The organism is Rhizobium sp. SG_E_25_P2 (assembly GCF_029892285.1).
Classification (GTDB): domain Bacteria; phylum Pseudomonadota; class Alphaproteobacteria; order Rhizobiales; family Rhizobiaceae; genus Rhizobium_E.
This window is the reverse complement of the sequence record NZ_JARXVM010000001.1, coordinates 471,527-488,400: the sequence shown is the minus strand read 5'-3', so window position 1 is coordinate 488,400 and position 16,874 is coordinate 471,527. Positions and strand designations below refer to the sequence as shown.

Below are 16,874 nucleotides of genomic sequence, written 5' to 3'. Positions count from 1 at the left end.
TTCCCTTCCTATTCAGCTCTGCTGGCGAAAATGCGCCATCTTCGCCCGGTTCATTTGTCTATCGGCGTCAGTTTCCAGCACGATTCTGCCATTCGAAAGACGGAATATGCCGCCAGGCCGTCCCAAATACATGTCGCAATGGGAATATAGGCGCCTCAACGGAGCGTCAACAGCGCGATGGCCGGGGCAGATCGATTTTATCCGCGTCCCCAGCGCGGTTTGTTTTCGTCCTGATCGCTTTCGGTTTTGTCGGCCAGTTCGACGCTCGCGGGCTTGACGATCTGCCGGTCGAGAAGCGGCGCCTCCCGGCGCTTGAGCAGCGGCGTCAGAACAAGGCCGGCGATAATTCCCCCGACATGCGCCGCCCAGGACACCGATCCGTCGGCATCGACCAGAAGCATGTAGAATTGCTGCCCGATCCAGAAGATCAGCGGAATGAAGGCCGGCAGCGGCAGGGGAAAGCGCCAGAGAATCAGCACCCAGACCCTGACGCGCGGATGCAGGAAGAAATAGGAGGCGACGACGCCCGAGATTGCGCCGGAGGCTCCGATCAGCGGACCATCCGATTGCGGCAGCACCATGCCGTGCAGCCAGGCGCCGGCGGCGGCGCAGAGGAGATAGAAGAGGATGAAGCGCAGATGCCCCATGGCGTCCTCGACATTGTCGCCGAACACCCAGAGAAACAGCATATTGCTTGCCAGATGCATGAAGGAGCCATGCAGGAAGGCGTAGGTCACGAAGGTCGCGCCCTCGGGCGCGATCTTGAGTTCTGCGTCGAGCACCGCATAGTCGTGGATGAGCGCCGGTATGAAGCCGAGGCCGACCGAGGCTTCTGCGGCAAAATCCTCGCTTCCGAAAAAGCCGGTCGCGAGCCAGACAATCGTATTGATGGCGATCAGCCCCAGCGTCACATATTGCAGGCGGATATGTTTGAGCGCGTTGACGTCATAGATTGGAACGAACATGCGCCTGATCAGCCCTTACCTGTTTTTGCCGGGAACCCAGAGAATATCGTCGCGTCCGTCCTCATTGGCGTGCCGCGAGGCCACAAACAAATAGTCGGACAGGCGGTTCACATATTTCAGCGCTTCCGCATTGACGATCTCCTGCTGGCCGTCGCGCAACGCCACCATCACCCGCTCCGCCCGCCGGGCAATGGTGCGGGCGAGATGCAGATGCGCAGCTAAAGCCGATCCGCCAGGCAGGATGAAGGAATTCAGCGGCTCAAGCCCCTCGTTGAGGCGATCGATCTCGCCTTCGAGCCAGGCCACCTGGGCCGGCAGGATGCGCAGCGGCTCCCAGGCGAGCGGTTCGCCGGTCTCCGGCGTGGCGAGATCCGCGCCGAGATCGAACAGATCGTTCTGGATGCGGTGCAGCGCGCCGGCTAACGCCGCCCGTTCGCCGCAATGCAGAACGGCCAGCCCGATCGCCGAATTGGTCTCGTCGATGGCGCCGAAGGCTTCGATGCGCAGGTCGGATTTCAGCCGGCGCGGACCGACTGCCAGCCCCGTCGTTCCGTCGTCGCCGGTGCGGGTATAGATCTTGTTGAGCTTCACCATGTCAGGAGCGACCGCCTCCGGTCAGCCACAGCGTCAGCATGATCAGCGCCACCGCGATCGCCTGCAGCACGATGCGCAGCTGCATCAGCTTGTTAGATGTATTGCCGTTGCCGCCCACCATCATATTGTAGAGGCCGCGCCCGAGCACGACGACCACGAGGAACATGACGACGATGGCGGCGAAATAGGTGACTGTGCCCATCGAAAAATCCAATCTCAACCCAGCCGGGCCAGCAGTCTGTAAAACAGCCCCGCCGGCAAAAGCCGTTTCAGCAGAACGCCCTGCCTGGCCGGTCGTGTGATGACATAATGCGGCTTCGGCCGCGGCGACGTCAAGGCGTGGCGCAGGTCCCGATAGACGGCGTCCGGGCCGAGTTTGCCCTTCATGCCGGTTCGCTCCCCTTTCAGGCGGGCCAACTGCCTTTGGTATTCCTTACGATGAACGGAGCCTTCGAGATCAATATTGGCCTCGACTTGGGCAAGCGCATTGGCGGTAAACCGCGATTCGATCGGACCGGGCTCCAGCAGCGACACATGGATGCCCGAGCCCTTAAGCTCCATCGCCATGGTCAGCGACAAGGCCTCAAGCGCGTGTTTGGAGGCGTTATAGGCGCCGCGCCAGGGGTAGGGGATAAGGCCGAGGATCGAGGAACATTGCACGATTCGCCCATGTCCCTGGCGGCGCATGACCGGGATCACCTGCCGGGTCAGATCATGCCAGCCGAAGAAGTTCGCGTCGAATTGTCGCCTCAACACATCCGTCGTCAGATCCTCGACCGCGCCGGGCTGGCCATAGGCGCCGTTGTTGAACAGGGCGTCGAGCCGCCCGCCGGTTCGCGCGAGCACATCGCGGACCAGCGCCTCGATCGATTCGCTTTGCGTATAGTCCATCAGAAAAGTCTCGACGCCATCGGCTTCCAGACCCGCGCGGTCTTCTTCCTTTCGGACGGTTGCAAAGACCCGCCATCCCTCGGATTTCAGGGCGCGGGCGCAATAGGCGCCGATGCCGCTGGATGCGCCTGTGACGATGATGCTTGGCTTTTCAATCATTTCGACGCTTTTCCTGTACAAAGGAGCCTCGCCTTCCCATATTCGCTTTGCGCACGGGAGAAAAGACGTGGAGATGGAATGCCGGCAGCCATAAGACTGGCCTGGAAAGTGTGTTTCGACGCCTTCTGGCATTTCAGCGAGGATGATGGCTGGGCCATGGCCAGTCACGTGGCCTTGTCGGCGCTGCTCGCCATTTTTCCGTTTCTGATTTTCGGAACGACGCTCGCCTCCTTTCTCGGAGCCGATGAATTCTCCGAAACCGCCGTGCATCTGATCTTCGACAATCTGCCGGCGCTGATCGCTGAGCCGATCTCCAAGGAGGTCGTGCAGGTGCTGACCATTCCGCGCGGCGGATTGTTGACGATCTCCGTGCTCGCCGCCTTCTATTTCGCCTCCAACGGCGTCGAGGCCATGCGCATTTCCATGAACCGCGCCTATCGCGTCTATGATGTCAGGCGGTGGTATGTCACGCGTCTCATCAGTCTCGGTTATGTGCTGGCGGCGGTGATGGCGCTGGTGCTGCTCTCGGCTTTCCTCGTGGCGGCGCCGCTCGCTGTGCATTTCGCTGGCCGGTTCATTCCGATCGCGTCGGATCTGATGGCCTTGATCGACAATTGGAGCGTCTGGGGGGCGCTCGCCACCATCCTGATCGTGCTGTTCGTCGCCCATCTCTTCCTGCCCGCCGGCAAGCGCAGTTTTCTCGACGTTCTGCCCGGTATCGTGCTGACGATCGTCGCCTGGTATGCGGCCGCCAAGGTGTTCGGCTATTATCTGTCGACCTTCGCCAACTACGCCGCCACCTATGCCGGTCTCGCCTCAATCATGATCGCGCTGGTGTTTCTCTATATGCTCGGCGTGATCCTGATGCTGGGGGCGGAAATCAACGCGGCGCTGATGAAATATCGCGTCCGCCGGCTGATCAAGCGCAGCATCAATGGCGTCTCCGCGTCAGAGAGTGATCCGGCGGCGGATATCTGAGGGCGTCGCGCCCGCTTCCCTCAGCGCCCTGAGCCCTGTCGATTGCAGGCTTTTCGACAGTTTCTGACCGTTGTCGTCGAGAAGCAAACGATGATGCAGATAGATAGGCTCCGGCAGATCGAGCAGGCGCTGCAATAGCCGGTGAACCGGCGTCGACCAATAGAGATCCCTGCCGCGCACCACATGCGTCACGCCCTGAAGCGCGTCGTCCACCACCACCGAGAGATGATAGCTCGACGGCGCGTCCCAGCGCCACAGCGCCACGTCTCCCCAGAGGGCGGGATTGGCCTGGATCCGTTCGGGCGCAGCGTCGCCTGTTTCCAGCCAGGTTAGCCGTTCCTGCCCCAGACGGCTGATCGCTTTATCCATATTGAGCCGCCAAAGATGCCGGTCTCCGGCTTTGAGGCGCGTCGCGGCGAGCGCCGGGTCCAGTTCACGCTCCTCTGTTGGATAGAGCGGCGTGCCATCGGGATCGCGCGGCCAATCGCCTCCTTGCGCTTCCAAATCGGCGACCCGGCGCTTCACTTCGGCGCGGGAGAGGAAGGCGGGGTAGACGAGGCCCATTCCGCGCAGCTTGTCCAAAGCGTCGCGATAGGTCTCGACATGCTCTGACTGCCGGCGAACCGGCTCCTCCCAACTCAAGTCAAGCCAGCGCAGATCTTCAAAAATCCGCGCCTCAAATTCCGGCCGGCAGCGTTGGGGATCGATATCCTCGATGCGCAGAAGGAAGCGTCCGTTCTTTTCTCGGGCCATGTCGTGATTGAGGATCGCCGACAGCGCATGGCCGAGATGCAGGTCTCCGTTCGGACTGGGCGCGAAGCGGAAGACCGGCGTCATGGCTCAGGCCGGCTGCTTCTTGCCGAGCAGCGATCCCGACACCGCAATCAGCGCTCCGCCGGTCACCAGCAGGCAGGCAATCAGAATGCGCCAGGACGGCTCGGCAAAACCCGCGACGATCAGGATGAGCGTGGACAGAACCGGAGCCGAGTAGCTCGCCACGCCGAGGATCTGAATATTGCCCTTCTTCACCCCGTAATCCCAAGTGTAGAAGGCGGTGCCCACCGGCAGCAATCCCAGTCCGGCGATCGCCAGCCATTCGGTCGTGGATTCCGGCCAGACTGTGGTTTCAAGCGCCAGATGGCAGACAAGCGACAAAAGCGATGTCGCGAGGCAGAAGCCGGTGACGACGTCGGTCGGGGCCGAGCCGAATTTGCGGCTGATCAGCGAATAGCCGGACCAGAAGAAAGCGCAGGCGAGCGCCGCGCCGTAGCCGATCAACAACTGCGCATCGCTGAAATTTGCGGAGGAATCGCTGGAGCGCGCCGAGACGATCAGGATCGCGCCGGCAAGGCCTGCCAGCGCGCCGAGGATATGGGCCGCTTTCAGTTTCTCGCCGGGCAGCATGGCCGAGCCGAGCACGATGAACAGCGGCCAGAGATAGGCGATCATGCTGGCGTCGGCGGCCGGCGCATTGCGCAGCGCGGTGAAATACAGGAAGTGATAGCCGAACAGACCGACAATGCCGAGAATCCAGACCCGCGCAGGCTGGCGGAGCAGCTTCAACCGCTCCGGCTTGACAGCGAACAGCATAAGGCCGGGCAGGGCGCCGATGGCGAAGCAGACAGCGTTCATCTGAAACGGCGGCATTTTGCCCGAAGCCGCCGTCATCAGCGCCAGCAGCGCCCACATCAGGATGGCGGAAAAACCGATCAGCGTCGCGCGTGTCATTGAGAAGCCCCCGGAAGCGGCCGCTACCCATCGAAACGCGTGGCGGTGATGCTGATCACCCCATATTTCGTCGGCACGGCGAGATAGACAGGGGCATATACATCGAGCTTGGCCGACTTCGCAAACCAGATCTCGATATTGTCGAGCCGCTTGACGTAATCGATGTCCTTGCTCTTGCGGCGGTGGCCCGACACCGGCTCATAGCGGATCGAACAGACCGTGACCTCGCCATCGAACCCCGCCGTCGTGAATCTGTCCATCCGCTTGTGGGAAAGCCGCAGGTTCATCCGGGCTTCGCCGTCGAACACGCCAACCATGGCGCGGCAGGGTTCTGTTCCTCCCGGCACGATCAGGGCGGACACCGGGTCGGTGACGTTTTTGAGGTCCTGGGGCCGTGTAGGAACCCAGTTCTTTCGCTTGCTGTAATCCGGCTTTGGCGTGATCGTCGATGATGTCACCTGATCATGCAAGAACCGGGTTTCGAAAGACCGGCTTCGGCGGCCGTAATCGTATCGGAAGGAGAAACTCTGGGGACGCCAGTTCTTGCGACCGGCTAAACCGTCCACAATGATCTGCGCTTTCGTATCGGTGATGAAGCGCGCGAGTCCGGTGGTCCTGAGACCAGCGGAGATCTCGTAGCGCTTGTCGCGCAGCGTCGTGGTGAATTCAGCCCGTGCGATCGGCAGGCCGGATAGCGCGATGCTGAATTCCGCCGTGTTGACGGGATCGTCAGCGCGCGCGGAGGACGATCCCGCGGCGATCAGGATGGAGGCGAGGAGCGCGAGGAGACGATTCTGCATGGCGGTCACGATCATTTGCGATAGCGATTATGCGGTCAATGTGGTTTTTCTGCGCTGGCGATCGCGCGCTGCGAGTCGAGATTTTTGCCTCTTTCGCTTGCTTTGGCTTGACAGGGCCGCGCCATCTCTCTATGGAACCGCAACTTCCAAAACAGGCCGGCGGCGAGCAGGCCCGACTATCGGGTCGGAAAGTCATGTCGCAGGGCTCGAAAAAGAATAGGTGATATCATGTCCCGTTGTTGCGAATTGACCGGCAAGGCCGTCCAGTCGGGAAACAATGTTAGCCATGCGAACAACAAGACCAAGCGCCGGTTCCTGCCGAACCTGTGCAGCGTCACGCTGATCTCCGACGCACTCGGCCAGCGTTTCCGTCTTCGCGTGTCCGCTGCGGCTCTCCGCTCGGTCGAACATCGCGGTGGTCTCGACGCGTTCCTCGCTAAGGCTGACGAAGGCGAACTGTCCGTTCGCGCCCGTCTTCTGAAGCGCCAGATCGCCAAGAAGGCTGCCGCCTGATTACAGGCTGCGCATGCATGAGATGAGGGCTTGAACGGCGTCGTTCAGGCCTTTTCTCTTTGTGCATAACTACCCAATCCGTCCTCCAACTGGTGGCATCACCCAGGATAAAAAAATGCAGGCTCAACGCTATACGTCTGTCTATGTTCTTCTGATGACCCTCGTGGTCGTCGCCTCCAACATCCTCGTTCAGTATCCGCTGAGCGGGACATTGCTCGGCGTCAATCTCGCCGATCTCTTGACCTGGGGCGCTTTCACCTATCCGGTGGCCTTCCTCATCACCGATCTGACCAATCGCCAGTTTGGGCCGAAATATGCTCGGCTTGTGGTGATCGCCGGTTTTGTGGTCGGTGTGACCTTGTCCTGGTGGTTCTCTGCGCCGCGCATCGCCATCGCATCCGGCGTCGCTTTCCTCTGCGGTCAGATGCTGGATATCAGTGTGTTTAACCGGCTGCGTCGCACATCCTGGTGGCGCGCGCCGCTGATGGCGTCGTTGTTCGGCTCAGTGCTCGACACCGCCCTGTTCTTCAGCCTATCCTTTGCCGCCTTTTTCTCTGTCCTCGGCCCGAACGATGAGTTCGCGCTGGGCGTGGCACCCATCTTTGGCGTCATGTCGGCGGAAGCGCCGCGGTGGATTTCGTGGGCGCTTGGTGATCTCACCGTGAAGATGCTGGTCGCGCTGTTCATGCTCTTGCCCTATGGCGCGCTGATGAGCATTCTGAAGCCGATGCCGTCGCTGGAAAAGGCGACCTGATAGAACTGTCCGGACGCTGGTTTCCGGCGTCCCGTTCCACTTGACCCATTCGGTCAAGGCTTTCGCCGATGGCTTGGCAGTCGGTGCGTCTCCCTTCCGATGCGGGGTTCGGAGGGTCGAGACGCCCACTCGGCGGAAGCCCGAACTCCCTCTCCCGGTTCGCCGGGAGAGGGAGGTTACTCCCTCGATATTTTCTCAGAAACAGCCGTTGCCAGTACTTGGCCAGGGGTCAGCCCTTGACCGGGATCTTGTTCTCGAAATAGCGGAACGTCACCACCAGAAGCCCGGTCAGGCAGACGTAAATGGCCGCTAGCAGCAAGAGCGGCTCATAGGTCAGGTAGGTCTCCTGCCGCACTTTCGAAATCACGCCATAGACATCGATGACCGTGATCGTCGCCACCAGCGGCGTTGATTTCAGCTGCAGCACCGTTTCGCCTGAGAGCGTCGGCAGCGCCCGCTGCACGGCGCGCGGCAGCCAGATGCGGCGGAAGAGCGTAAACGGGCTCATCCCATAGGCCTTGGCCGCCTCGATCTCCCCCTTTGGCACGCCGGCGAACGCCCCGCGCATCACCTCGCCCTCATAGGCCGCGAAGGAAATCATCAGCGCGGTGAAGCCATAGGGCCAGCCTTGCCGGAGATAGGGCCAGAGGAAAGATTGGCGGATTTCCGGATATTGCGAGAAGAGCGAACCCAGTCCGTAATAGAGGAGCCAGAGTTGCAACAGCAGCGGCGTGCCCCTGATCACGCCGCAGAAGCCGCTGGCGAGCCAACGGACCGGCAGCGGCCCCGCCACCTGCGCGATGCCCAGCAGAACGGCGAAGAAGAAGCCGATGATCGCTGAGGAAAACAACATAGCCAGTGAGCGAAGGACGCCTTGCCCGAGCATGGGAATGTAGCGCGGCAGCCAGTCCCATCGCATCAGCAGCGCGGCCGATAGCACCAGAGCGGCGAAGAAAGTCGCCATCACGATGCGATGCGGCATCCAGAAGCCCGGCTTGGATATCTCTACAGCACTCATGCCGGCCTCGCTATGCCGCGGCGGAAATGCGCGTCGAGCGCCTTGATGATCAGGGCAGACACAAGGCTGAGCGCGAGGTAGAGCGCGCCGGCGGCGAGATAGAATGTCATATAGGCTTTGGTAGCGCCGGCCGCCTGCCTTGTGGCGAGTGTCAGTTCCGTGAAGCCGACCACGGCCAGCAGTGCGGTGTCCTTGGTGGCGATCATCCAGAGATTGCCCAGGCCCGGCAGCGCATAAGGCAGCATGGCCGGCAGGATGACGCGGCGGAAAATCAGGATTGGTCCCATGCCGTAAGCGCGCGCGGCTTCGATCTGGCCAGGCGGAATGGATTTGATCGCGCCGCGGATCACTTCGGTGGAATAAGCGCCTTGCACAAAGCCGATCACCACGATGCCGGCGACGAGTCCGCTGATGTCGATCGGATCGCGGCCGAAGGCGGCGAGCGCCTGATTCACGAGGCCGGTGCCGGCGTAATAGAGCAGCAGAATGAGAATGAGTTCGGGGATCGCCCGCACCAACGTCGTATAGACTTCAAGCAGGTCGCGGGTCACAAGCCCGCCATAGAGCTTGCCTGAGGCGCCGAGTGCGCCGATCAGCACGCCGAGCCCGAAGCCGCCGATGGCGATTTCGATCGAGACGAGGAAGCCGTCAAGCAACACGCCGCCCCAGCCGGGCGGCTCCAGCGACAGCATTCCGAGATTGGTCAGTGAAATCAGCGCGTCAAACATCGAATTCGCAATCGCCGCCGAGAGGAAAAGCGGCGCGACGGTCAACCGTCGCGCCGGTGACGATCAATCGCCGTAGATGTTGAAGTCGAAATACTTCTTGGAGAAGGTGTCGTAAGTGCCATTGGCGCGGATGGCCTTGATGGCGGCGTTCAGCTTGTCCTTGAGCGCGGTGTCTTCCTTGCGCACGCCCATGCCCACGCCGGGGCCGAGGATTTCGAGATCGGCGGCGACGTCGCCCTTGTAGTCGCAGCAGGCGGCGCCGGCTTCGGACTTCAGGAAGGCGTCGAGCGCGAGCGCATCGGCCTGGACTGCGTCGACGCGGCCGGCGGCGAGATCCTGGTTGGCTTCGTCCTGGGTCTGGTATTCCTTGATTTCAGCGGCGGTGGCGCCGAAATGCTTCTTCACATAATCAGCATGGACGGTGGAGACCTGCACGCCGATGATCTTGCCGGCCAGGCCTTCGGCGGTCGGCTTGAAGCTGTCTTCCTTGCGGCCGATGACGCCGGTGGGGGTGTTGTAATATTTGTCGGTGAAATCGATGGTCTTCAGACGTTCGCCGGTGATCGACATGGAGGCGACGATGACGTCGATCTTCTTCGAGGTCAGCGCCGGGATGATGCCGTCCCAGGAAACCGGCGTGATCACGCAATCGAGCTTGGCTTCCTTGCAGACGGCTTCCTGGAATTCGACTTCCCAGCCGACGAACTTGCCGGAGGCGTCCATGGAGGTGAAGGGCGGATAGGGCTCGGTAATGAAGCCGATCTTCACGCTTTCCGCCGAGGCGACTGCGCCGCCGCCCAATACAACCGCCAGCGCCAACGCTGCGGTTTTCAATGCCTTGATCATGAGGTTCCCCTGTTTTCTGTTGTGGTCAGTGGATGGAGCTTATGAATTTCCGGAGACGTTCCGACTTCGGCGCGCCGAAGACCTGATCCGGCGGGCCCTGCTCCTCGATGAGCCCGTTGTGAAGGAAGACGACATGGTTCGCCACGTTGCGGGCGAAGTTCATCTCATGCGTGACGAGCAGCATGGTGCGATTTTCCTTGGCCAGGTCGCCGATGACGCTCAGCACTTCGCCCACCAGTTCCGGATCGAGCGCCGAGGTCGGCTCGTCGAATAGCAGAGCGAGCGGATCGACGGCGAGCGCGCGGGCGATGGCTGCGCGTTGCTGTTGTCCACCGGACATGAAGGCGGGATAGATGTCGCGCTTTTCAAACAGGCCGACCCGCTTCAAAAGCGTCTCGGCCTTGGCGATCGCCTCGTCGCGCTTGAGGCCCAGCACATGCACCGGCACCTCGATCACATTCTGCAGCACCGTCATATGTTGCCAGAGATTGAAGCTCTGGAACACCATGGCGAGCCGTGAGCGGATGCGCTGCACCTGCTTGCGATTGGCTGGCTGCAAGCCGCCTTGACCATCTTTCTTCATGGCGATCTCCTCGCCGTGAATGTGGATCGATCCGGCGCTCGGCAATTCGAGCATGTTGATGCAGCGAAGAAATGTCGATTTCCCCGAACCGCTCCCGCCGATGATGGCGATCACGTCGCCCTGGCTAGCGGAGATCGAAACGCCCTTGAGCACTTCGAGCGGGCCGAATTTCTTGAATAGATCGTGAACCTCGATGGCTTTCGCCGTCTCTGTCATGAATACCGCCAAACATGGGCGTGTCATCGCCCATTCGTGATGTTTTTTGTTCCCCAGTCTTATCTTTCGCCGGTGCGGTCACTGGCCTCCGCCCGGCCTTTGGGAAAAGTAAATCACTTGTTTTGCAATTATTCAAGTGTATAATCCATTTATCTTGCAGGGCAGCAATTCCGCTTACGTCCCCCATCTCGGAGTTTTCCATGAGCGCCTATGGTTCCCAGGCGATGTCCACCTCTCTCGCCCGCGTTCTGATGCGACGCCCGGGCAAGAGCCTTCTCGCTGCGGATCCGCAGGAATGGCATTACGGTCCGACCTTCGACGCGCCCAAGGCGATCGAGCAATATCAGGCTTTCGCGCGTCTGGTCGAACAATCCGGGGCCGAGATACTCTGGCTGGAGGATGAAGGCGACGGCCTTGCTGATTCGATGTTCACGCAGGATCCGTCTTTCGTGACCGATAAAGGCGCGGTGATTCTGCGGATGGGTAAGCCGCTCCGCCGCCAGGAGGCTGATCTGCACGAGGCCGCCTACCGCGCCGCCGGAATCCCTATTCTCGGCCGTCTCGAAGCGCCGGGCTCGGTGGAAAGCGGCGATTGCGTCTGGCTCGACAAGCAGACCCTCTGCATCGGACGCGGCGTCCGCTCCAATCAGGCCGGCATCGATCAGCTTCAGGCGATTCTCGCGCCGCTCGGCGTCACCGTTCTCGGTTTCGACCTGCCGCTCTGGCAGGGTGAGGAGGCCTGCCTGCATCTGATGAGCGTGATTTCGCCGCTCGCCGAGGATCTGGCGCTGGTGCATGCGCCCCTTCTGCCGGCGAGCTTCTATCTGCTGCTCAAGGAGCGCGGCATCCGGATGATCGTCGCGCCGCCGGAAGAATTCGCCGACAGCAACGGCCTCAATCTCAACGTCCTGCCGACCTCGCCCTACAAGGTGATCATGATCGACGGCTTCCCAAAGACCAAGGCCGCCATGGAGGCCGCCGGCTGCGAGGTCCAGACCTTCACTGCGGATGCGCTCTGCATCGCCTGCGAAGGCGGCCCGACCTGCCTCACGCGGCCGATCCTGAGAAGGGACTGAGATGACGCGACGCAGCTTTCATCATGAAAGCGAAGATGCGCGGCGGCAGGCGCTAGTCGCCGCCACGCTCGACTGCATCGTCGAGTTCGGGCTGCAGGGCGCGACAGTGCGACAGATCGCCGATCGGGCCGGGGTGACAGCCGGCCTGATCCGCCACTATTTCGCCGGCAAGGACAATCTCTTCCAGGCCGCCTATCGCGAAGTGGTCGTCACGATGTTCGACACCGCCCAGCGCTCGGCCGACGAGCATCACGGCGATCCGCTCGCGCGGCTGTCGGTTTTTGTGCTCGCCAATTTCAAGCCGCCGGTCATCGACCAGCGCATGCTGGCGCTCTGGGCGACCTTCATCGCCCAGACCGGCGTCGATCCGGCGCTGGCCGGCATTCACCGCGAGGGCTACATCTCCTATCGCGACACGATCGAAAATCTCGTCAAGGACGCGATGGAAGCCGCGGGCAAGGCCTCGACGCCTGAGGATCGCCGCGCTCAGGCCATCGCCATCAATGGCGTCATCGACGGTCTCTGGCTCGAAGGCTGCATGGCGGCCGATATGTTTTCCGAAGGCGAACTCGGCCGCATCGCGCTCCTCGCCGTCGAGCGCCTGACCGGGCTGACCCTGCCCATCGAAGATCCGCATTTTCTCAAAAAGGACTGACATCATGCGCTACGCCTCCATCACCGAAAGGCTCGACGGGCTCGGCTCCGGCAAATGGGCGCTGCACATCGCCGCCCGCCAGATGGCGCATGACGGCGTCGACGTGATCCAGCTGACCATCGGCGAACCCGATCTGCCGCCCGATCAGGCCCTTCTCGATGAATGCGCCCGCGCCATGTATGCCGGCCGCACACGTTATTCCAATGGCCGCGGTGAACCAGGCGTCGTGGCGGCGCTGGTCGAGAAATATCGCAAGCGTCGCGACGATGTCACCTCCGCCAATGTTCTCTGCTTTCCCGGCACGCAGACGGCGTTGTTCACCGTCATGCTCGGCCTCGTGGAAAAAGGCGATGTCGTACTGACCGGCGATCCGCTTTACGCCACCTATGAAGGCGTCGTCGCCTCCACCGGCGCGCGTCTCGCCACTGTGCCGCTTCGCGCCGAACAGCGTTTCCATCTCCAGGCCGCCGATCTCGAAAAGGCGATCACGCCCAACACCCGCGTGCTGTTGCTCAACAATCCGCACAATCCCTCGGGCGCGGTGCTCAGCCCGCGTGAAGTCGCCGAAATCGGCGAGGTCTGCCGCAAGCATGATCTCTGGATCGTCTGCGACGAGGTCTATGAAGAGCTGATCTTCGACAAGGCCTTCGCCTCGCCCTTCGATGATCCCGAGCTTGCCGACCGGGTGATCGTCGTCTCCTCGATTTCCAAGTCGCATGCCGCGCCGGGCTTCCGCTCCGGCTGGGCCATCGGCCCGGCGGAATTCTGCGAGCGGCTGCTGCCGGTGTCTGAAACTATGCTGTTCGGCGTTCAGCCGTTCATTTCCGACATGACGGCCATGGCGCTCAGCCAGGATTTCGACACCGCCGCCGTGATGCGCGACAATTACTGGCGTCGCGCCAATATCGCCCGCGAGGCGCTGGAAGGCTCAAACGCCATCGCGCCGCTGATGCCCGAAGGCGGCATGTTCATTCTGCTGGACGTCTCCGCGACGGGACTTTCGGGCGAGGACTTCGCCTGGAAGCTGCTGAAAGACAAGCATGTCGCTGTGATGCCCGGCAACTCGTTTGGCGTGCAGGCGCGGAATTTCCTGCGTCTTTCGCTGACCGTTCCGGATGAGGATCTGAAGATCGCCATGCACAGGATCGCCACGCTCGGCGAGGAACTGCTGCCGGCCGCCAAACGCGCCTGATCCTTCGGCCAATCGCCCGATGAAAAAAGCCCTTTCCGGCGCCGCCGAAAAGGGCTTTTTCCTGTTCAGGGTCCGGACGTCTTATTCGACGTCGAACTTCACGCCCTGGGCGAGCGGCAGGGTGCGGCCGTAATTGATGGTGTTGGTGGCGCGCCGCATATAGGCCTTCCAGGAGTCGGAGCCGGATTCGCGACCGCCGCCGGTTTCCTTCTCGCCGCCGAAGGCGCCGCCGATTTCCGCGCCCGAGGGGCCGATATTGACGTTTGCGATGCCGCAATCAGAGCCGCGAGCCGAGAGAAACGCTTCCGCTTCGCGCAGGTCATTGGTGAAGATCGACGAGGACAGGCCCTGCGGCACGGCGTTGTGCAGCTCGAGCGTGGCGTCGAAATCGGAATATTTCATCACATAGAGAATGGGCGCGAAGGTCTCGTGCTCCACCGGACCGCATTGCGACGGCATTTCCACAAGCGCCGGGCGGACATAATAGGCGTTGCCGCCTTCGGCTTCGAGCACGCGGCCGCCGCCATGCACCGTTCCGCCATCGGCTTTCGCAGCGTCGAGCGAGGACTGCATGGCCTGATACGCGCGGGCGTCGATCAGCGGGCCGATCAGCGTGCCTGTTTCGAGCGGATTGCCGATCTGCACCGAGCCATAGGCCTTGATCAGACGCGGCACCAGCGCGTCATAGACGCTGTCATGCACGAAGAGGCGGCGCAGCGTGGTGCAGCGCTGGCCGGCGGTGCCCATGGCGGCGAAGGCGATGCCGCGCAGCGCCAGATCGAGATCGGCCGAGGGGCAGATGATCGCGGCATTGTTGCCGCCGAGTTCCAGGATCGAGCGGCCGAAGCGGGCGGCGACGCGCGGGCCCACCTGACGGCCCATCGCGGTCGAGCCGGTCGCCGACACGAGCGCGACCTTCTTGTTGTCGACCAGCGTCTCGCCGATGGCGCGGCCGCCGATCAGCAACTGCGACAGGCCCTCGGGCGCGGCGTAACCAGCTTCGACATAACGGGCGATGGCGCGGTCGAGAATGGCGTGGGTGGCGATCGCCGTCAGCGGGGTCTTTTCCGACGGCTTCCACAGGACGGAATTGCCGCAGACCAGCGCCAGCGCCGCATTCCACGACCAGACGGCGACAGGGAAGTTGAAGGCCGAGATAATGCCGGTGACGCCTAGGGGATGCCAGGTTTCCATCATGCGATGGTCGCCGCGTTCGGTGGCGATGGTCAGGCCATAAAGCTGGCGGGAGAGACCGACGGCGAAATCGCAGATGTCGATCATTTCCTGCACTTCGCCCAGGCCTTCCGAAGTGATCTTGCCGACCTCGATCGACACGAGACGGCCGAGCGCATCCTTGTTGGCGCGGAGTTCTTCGCCGAGCAGGCGCACGAGTTCGCCGCGCTTGGGAGCCGGGATGTTGCGCCAGGCGAGGAAGGCCGTATGCGCGCGATCGATGGCGGCGTCGGTCGCCGCCGCATCGTCTTCAGCGACAGTGGCGATCTCTTTGCCGGTGACCGGCGAGAAGACGGAGAGTGAGCCGCCGGTCAGGCGCGAGGCGGGAACGCCGAGCGACGCCATCAGCTGGGCTGTTTCGCTGGCGAGGTCGAGAGTGGAAAGGGTCATGATCGTCTTCCGAAGGTTGGAGGGCGTTGAATGTTGATCAGAGACGGTGTTCGGCGAAATGCGCCACCTGGGCGCCCGCCTCATACCAGGCTTCCTTGATGGGACGAAGGCTCGGCGCGCGCGGATCGGTGACTGGCAGCGGCAGATCCTGTTCCGTCATGTCGCCGAGAATCAGTTGCGAGAGAACCTTGCCGAACACGGTGCCGGGAGCAATGCCGCGGCCGTTATAGCCGGAAAAACCCACGACATTGTCTGCGAACCGGTGGAAGCGGGGCAGGGCGTTGTCGGTCATGCCGATCTGGCCATACCATTCGCTTTCGAACTCCACCTCGCCCAGTTGCGGGAAGAGCTTGGCGAGCGCCCGTCGCGCCCAGTTCTTGTGCACGGTCTGGCCGCCATTGCGCAGCGCGCCGACGCTGCCGAACACCATGCGTCCCGCCCGGTCCATGCGGAAGGAGGACAGGATTTCCTTGGTGTCCCAGCAGCCCTCGCGGTTGGGCAGGATTTCTTTGAGAAGATCGGCCGACAGCGGCGCCGTGGCGAGGTTGAAATAGGGCAGGTGGATCTGCTCATAGCGCACCTGCTCCCAGGGGCCGGTGCTATAGGCGTCGGTGGCGACGATGATCCAGTCGGCGGTGACCGATCCTTGCGCGGTCGAGACTTTCCAGCGCGATCCCTGCCGTTCTGTTGCGATGACCGGGCTGTCGCCGCAAAGCCGTGCGCCGGCGGCCAGAGCGGCCCGGGCGAGGCCGCGCACATAAGCGAGCGGCTGCAGCGTGCCGGCCCGCATGTCGAGAAGCGCGCCGCGATAGGCGGATGCGCCAATGCGGCGGGCGGTCTCTTCAGCCGAGAGCATGCTCACCGGCGCGCCGCGCTTGGCCCATTGTTCGCAACGCGATTCGATTTCCTTGAGACCCTCGTCGCCCACAGCGCAATGCAGCGTGCCCTGACGCTCCAGTTCGCAGGCGATCCCATGCTTGTCGATCAGTTCCATCACCAGCTGCGGGCCGTTGCCGAGCAGGTCCAGCAGTCGCTCGCCATGCAGGTCGCCGAGAACGCCCGGCAGGTCGTCGGGCATCACCCACATGCCGGCATTGATCAGCCCGACATTGCGGCCAGCGCCGCCATAGCCCGGTTCGCGCGCTTCCAGCACGATGACTGAACTTCCGCGCGCGGCCAGATGCAGCGCCGCCGAAATGCCGGTGAAGCCGCCGCCGACAATGACGACATCGGCCTGGGCGTCGCCTGACAGAGCAGGCGTGGATGCTGGCGAAGGGGCGGTCTTTTCCCATAGACCGTGCGAGCGGGGATCGTTGAGCATGGCTGCCTCTGGTGTGTGCTGATCGGCCCTAGACCTGTGGTCTTAAATGGTCGACGCCATCCTGAATATCCTTATTTCAGTATGAGTTCATTCCAAAGCGGAATGATATGGAAATCCTCGGCCACCGGAATTTTGACGCATTGGCGGCGTTAATCCCGGCGAAAAGAATTTCCTGTATTTCAACGGGGCGCCGCGCTATAGGCCCGCACTCGGCGCGTCCGACCGCATGACCGA

General features: G+C 62.2%; 19 protein-coding genes. 6 read left to right on the top strand and 13 right to left on the bottom strand.

Annotation, left to right across the window (positions count from 1 at the left end; all coding sequences use genetic code 11):
* Positions 1 to 197: 197 nt before the first annotated feature.
* From M2360_RS02285 to M2360_RS02270, 4 genes are read right to left on the bottom strand one after another with little or no spacing between them, the layout of a single operon-like run.
* Positions 198 to 965, bottom strand: a complete 768-nt coding sequence (locus M2360_RS02285) for a rhomboid family intramembrane serine protease (protein ID WP_280772744.1) — start codon at positions 963 to 965, stop codon at positions 198 to 200.
* A gap of 15 nt (positions 966 to 980) precedes the next feature.
* Positions 981 to 1,559 (bottom strand): cob(I)yrinic acid a,c-diamide adenosyltransferase, encoded by a 579-nt coding sequence (locus M2360_RS02280; RefSeq protein ID WP_280772743.1) that lies wholly within the window; start codon positions 1,557 to 1,559, stop codon positions 981 to 983.
* 1 nt (position 1,560) lies between these two features.
* The gene (locus M2360_RS02275; RefSeq protein WP_263825888.1) at positions 1,561 to 1,761 is read right to left on the bottom strand and encodes a twin transmembrane helix small protein; all 201 of its coding nucleotides are present in this window, start codon (positions 1,759 to 1,761) and stop codon (positions 1,561 to 1,563) included.
* A gap of 14 nt (positions 1,762 to 1,775) precedes the next feature.
* Positions 1,776 to 2,609, bottom strand: coding sequence for an SDR family oxidoreductase (locus tag M2360_RS02270; RefSeq protein WP_280772742.1), 834 nt, complete (start codon positions 2,607 to 2,609; stop codon positions 1,776 to 1,778).
* A 78-nt stretch (positions 2,610 to 2,687) separates the two neighbouring features.
* On the opposite strand from M2360_RS02270, the gene M2360_RS02265 reads away from it, so the two are divergent.
* Positions 2,688 to 3,587 (top strand): YihY/virulence factor BrkB family protein, encoded by a 900-nt coding sequence (locus tag M2360_RS02265; RefSeq protein ID WP_280772741.1) that lies wholly within the window; start codon positions 2,688 to 2,690, stop codon positions 3,585 to 3,587.
* Here the strand turns inward: M2360_RS02265 and gluQRS are convergent.
* Genes gluQRS through M2360_RS02250 form a run of 3 tightly spaced genes read right to left on the bottom strand, consistent with a single transcriptional unit; the run spans position 3,558 to position 6,115 of the window.
* Positions 3,558 to 4,424: a tRNA glutamyl-Q(34) synthetase GluQRS gene (gene gluQRS, locus M2360_RS02260; protein WP_280772740.1), complete on the bottom strand. Its 867-nt coding sequence runs from the start codon at positions 4,422 to 4,424 to the stop codon at positions 3,558 to 3,560. The genes M2360_RS02265 and gluQRS overlap by 30 nt on opposite strands.
* Positions 4,425 to 4,427: 3 nt before the next feature.
* Entirely contained in the window at positions 4,428 to 5,315 is an 888-nt protein-coding gene (locus M2360_RS02255; protein WP_280772739.1) for an EamA family transporter, read from the bottom strand.
* Positions 5,316 to 5,338: 23 nt separating this feature from the next.
* Positions 5,339 to 6,115: a DUF3108 domain-containing protein gene (locus tag M2360_RS02250; protein ID WP_280772738.1), complete on the bottom strand. Its 777-nt coding sequence runs from the start codon at positions 6,113 to 6,115 to the stop codon at positions 5,339 to 5,341.
* Between the two features lie 228 nt (positions 6,116 to 6,343).
* Here M2360_RS02250 and rpmB point away from each other — a divergent pair, with 228 nt between their 5' ends.
* Together rpmB and M2360_RS02240 are read left to right on the top strand one after the other, a co-directional pair.
* Entirely contained in the window at positions 6,344 to 6,628 is a 285-nt protein-coding gene (gene rpmB, locus M2360_RS02245; RefSeq protein ID WP_137153917.1) for a 50S ribosomal protein L28, read from the top strand.
* Between the two features lie 115 nt (positions 6,629 to 6,743).
* A complete protein-coding gene (locus tag M2360_RS02240) occupies positions 6,744 to 7,382 on the top strand; it encodes a VUT family protein (RefSeq protein WP_280772736.1) in 639 nt (212 codons plus the stop codon).
* Between the two features lie 229 nt (positions 7,383 to 7,611).
* On the opposite strand, the gene M2360_RS02235 is transcribed toward M2360_RS02240, so the two are convergent.
* The 4 genes from M2360_RS02235 to M2360_RS02220 form a co-directional block, all read right to left on the bottom strand.
* The gene (locus M2360_RS02235; RefSeq protein WP_280772735.1) at positions 7,612 to 8,400 is read right to left on the bottom strand and encodes an ABC transporter permease subunit; all 789 of its coding nucleotides are present in this window, start codon (positions 8,398 to 8,400) and stop codon (positions 7,612 to 7,614) included.
* Positions 8,397 to 9,128, bottom strand: coding sequence for an ABC transporter permease subunit (locus tag M2360_RS02230; protein WP_280773069.1), 732 nt, complete (start codon positions 9,126 to 9,128; stop codon positions 8,397 to 8,399). The genes M2360_RS02235 and M2360_RS02230 overlap by 4 nt, the downstream gene beginning before the upstream one ends.
* A gap of 63 nt (positions 9,129 to 9,191) precedes the next feature.
* Entirely contained in the window at positions 9,192 to 9,974 is a 783-nt protein-coding gene (locus tag M2360_RS02225; RefSeq protein ID WP_280772734.1) for a transporter substrate-binding domain-containing protein, read from the bottom strand.
* Positions 9,975 to 9,999: 25 nt separating this feature from the next.
* Positions 10,000 to 10,773, bottom strand: coding sequence for an ABC transporter ATP-binding protein (locus tag M2360_RS02220; RefSeq protein ID WP_280772733.1), 774 nt, complete (start codon positions 10,771 to 10,773; stop codon positions 10,000 to 10,002).
* Positions 10,774 to 10,973: 200 nt separating this feature from the next.
* Here M2360_RS02220 and M2360_RS02215 point away from each other — a divergent pair, with 200 nt between their 5' ends.
* Genes M2360_RS02215 through M2360_RS02205 form a run of 3 tightly spaced genes read left to right on the top strand, consistent with a single transcriptional unit; the run spans position 10,974 to position 13,696 of the window.
* Positions 10,974 to 11,849 (top strand): arginine deiminase family protein, encoded by an 876-nt coding sequence (locus M2360_RS02215; RefSeq protein WP_280772732.1) that lies wholly within the window; start codon positions 10,974 to 10,976, stop codon positions 11,847 to 11,849.
* 1 nt (position 11,850) lies between these two features.
* Positions 11,851 to 12,504: a TetR family transcriptional regulator C-terminal domain-containing protein gene (locus tag M2360_RS02210; RefSeq protein ID WP_280772731.1), complete on the top strand. Its 654-nt coding sequence runs from the start codon at positions 11,851 to 11,853 to the stop codon at positions 12,502 to 12,504.
* 4 nt (positions 12,505 to 12,508) lie between these two features.
* Positions 12,509 to 13,696 (top strand): pyridoxal phosphate-dependent aminotransferase, encoded by a 1,188-nt coding sequence (locus M2360_RS02205; protein ID WP_280772730.1) that lies wholly within the window; start codon positions 12,509 to 12,511, stop codon positions 13,694 to 13,696.
* Positions 13,697 to 13,777: 81 nt separating this feature from the next.
* On the opposite strand, the gene M2360_RS02200 is transcribed toward M2360_RS02205, so the two are convergent.
* Both M2360_RS02200 and M2360_RS02195 read right to left on the bottom strand, forming a co-directional pair.
* Positions 13,778 to 15,319: an aldehyde dehydrogenase family protein gene (locus tag M2360_RS02200; protein ID WP_280772729.1), complete on the bottom strand. Its 1,542-nt coding sequence runs from the start codon at positions 15,317 to 15,319 to the stop codon at positions 13,778 to 13,780.
* A 37-nt stretch (positions 15,320 to 15,356) separates the two neighbouring features.
* Entirely contained in the window at positions 15,357 to 16,640 is a 1,284-nt protein-coding gene (locus M2360_RS02195) for an FAD-binding oxidoreductase (RefSeq protein WP_280772728.1), read from the bottom strand.
* Between the last annotated feature and the right edge of the window lie 234 nt (positions 16,641 to 16,874).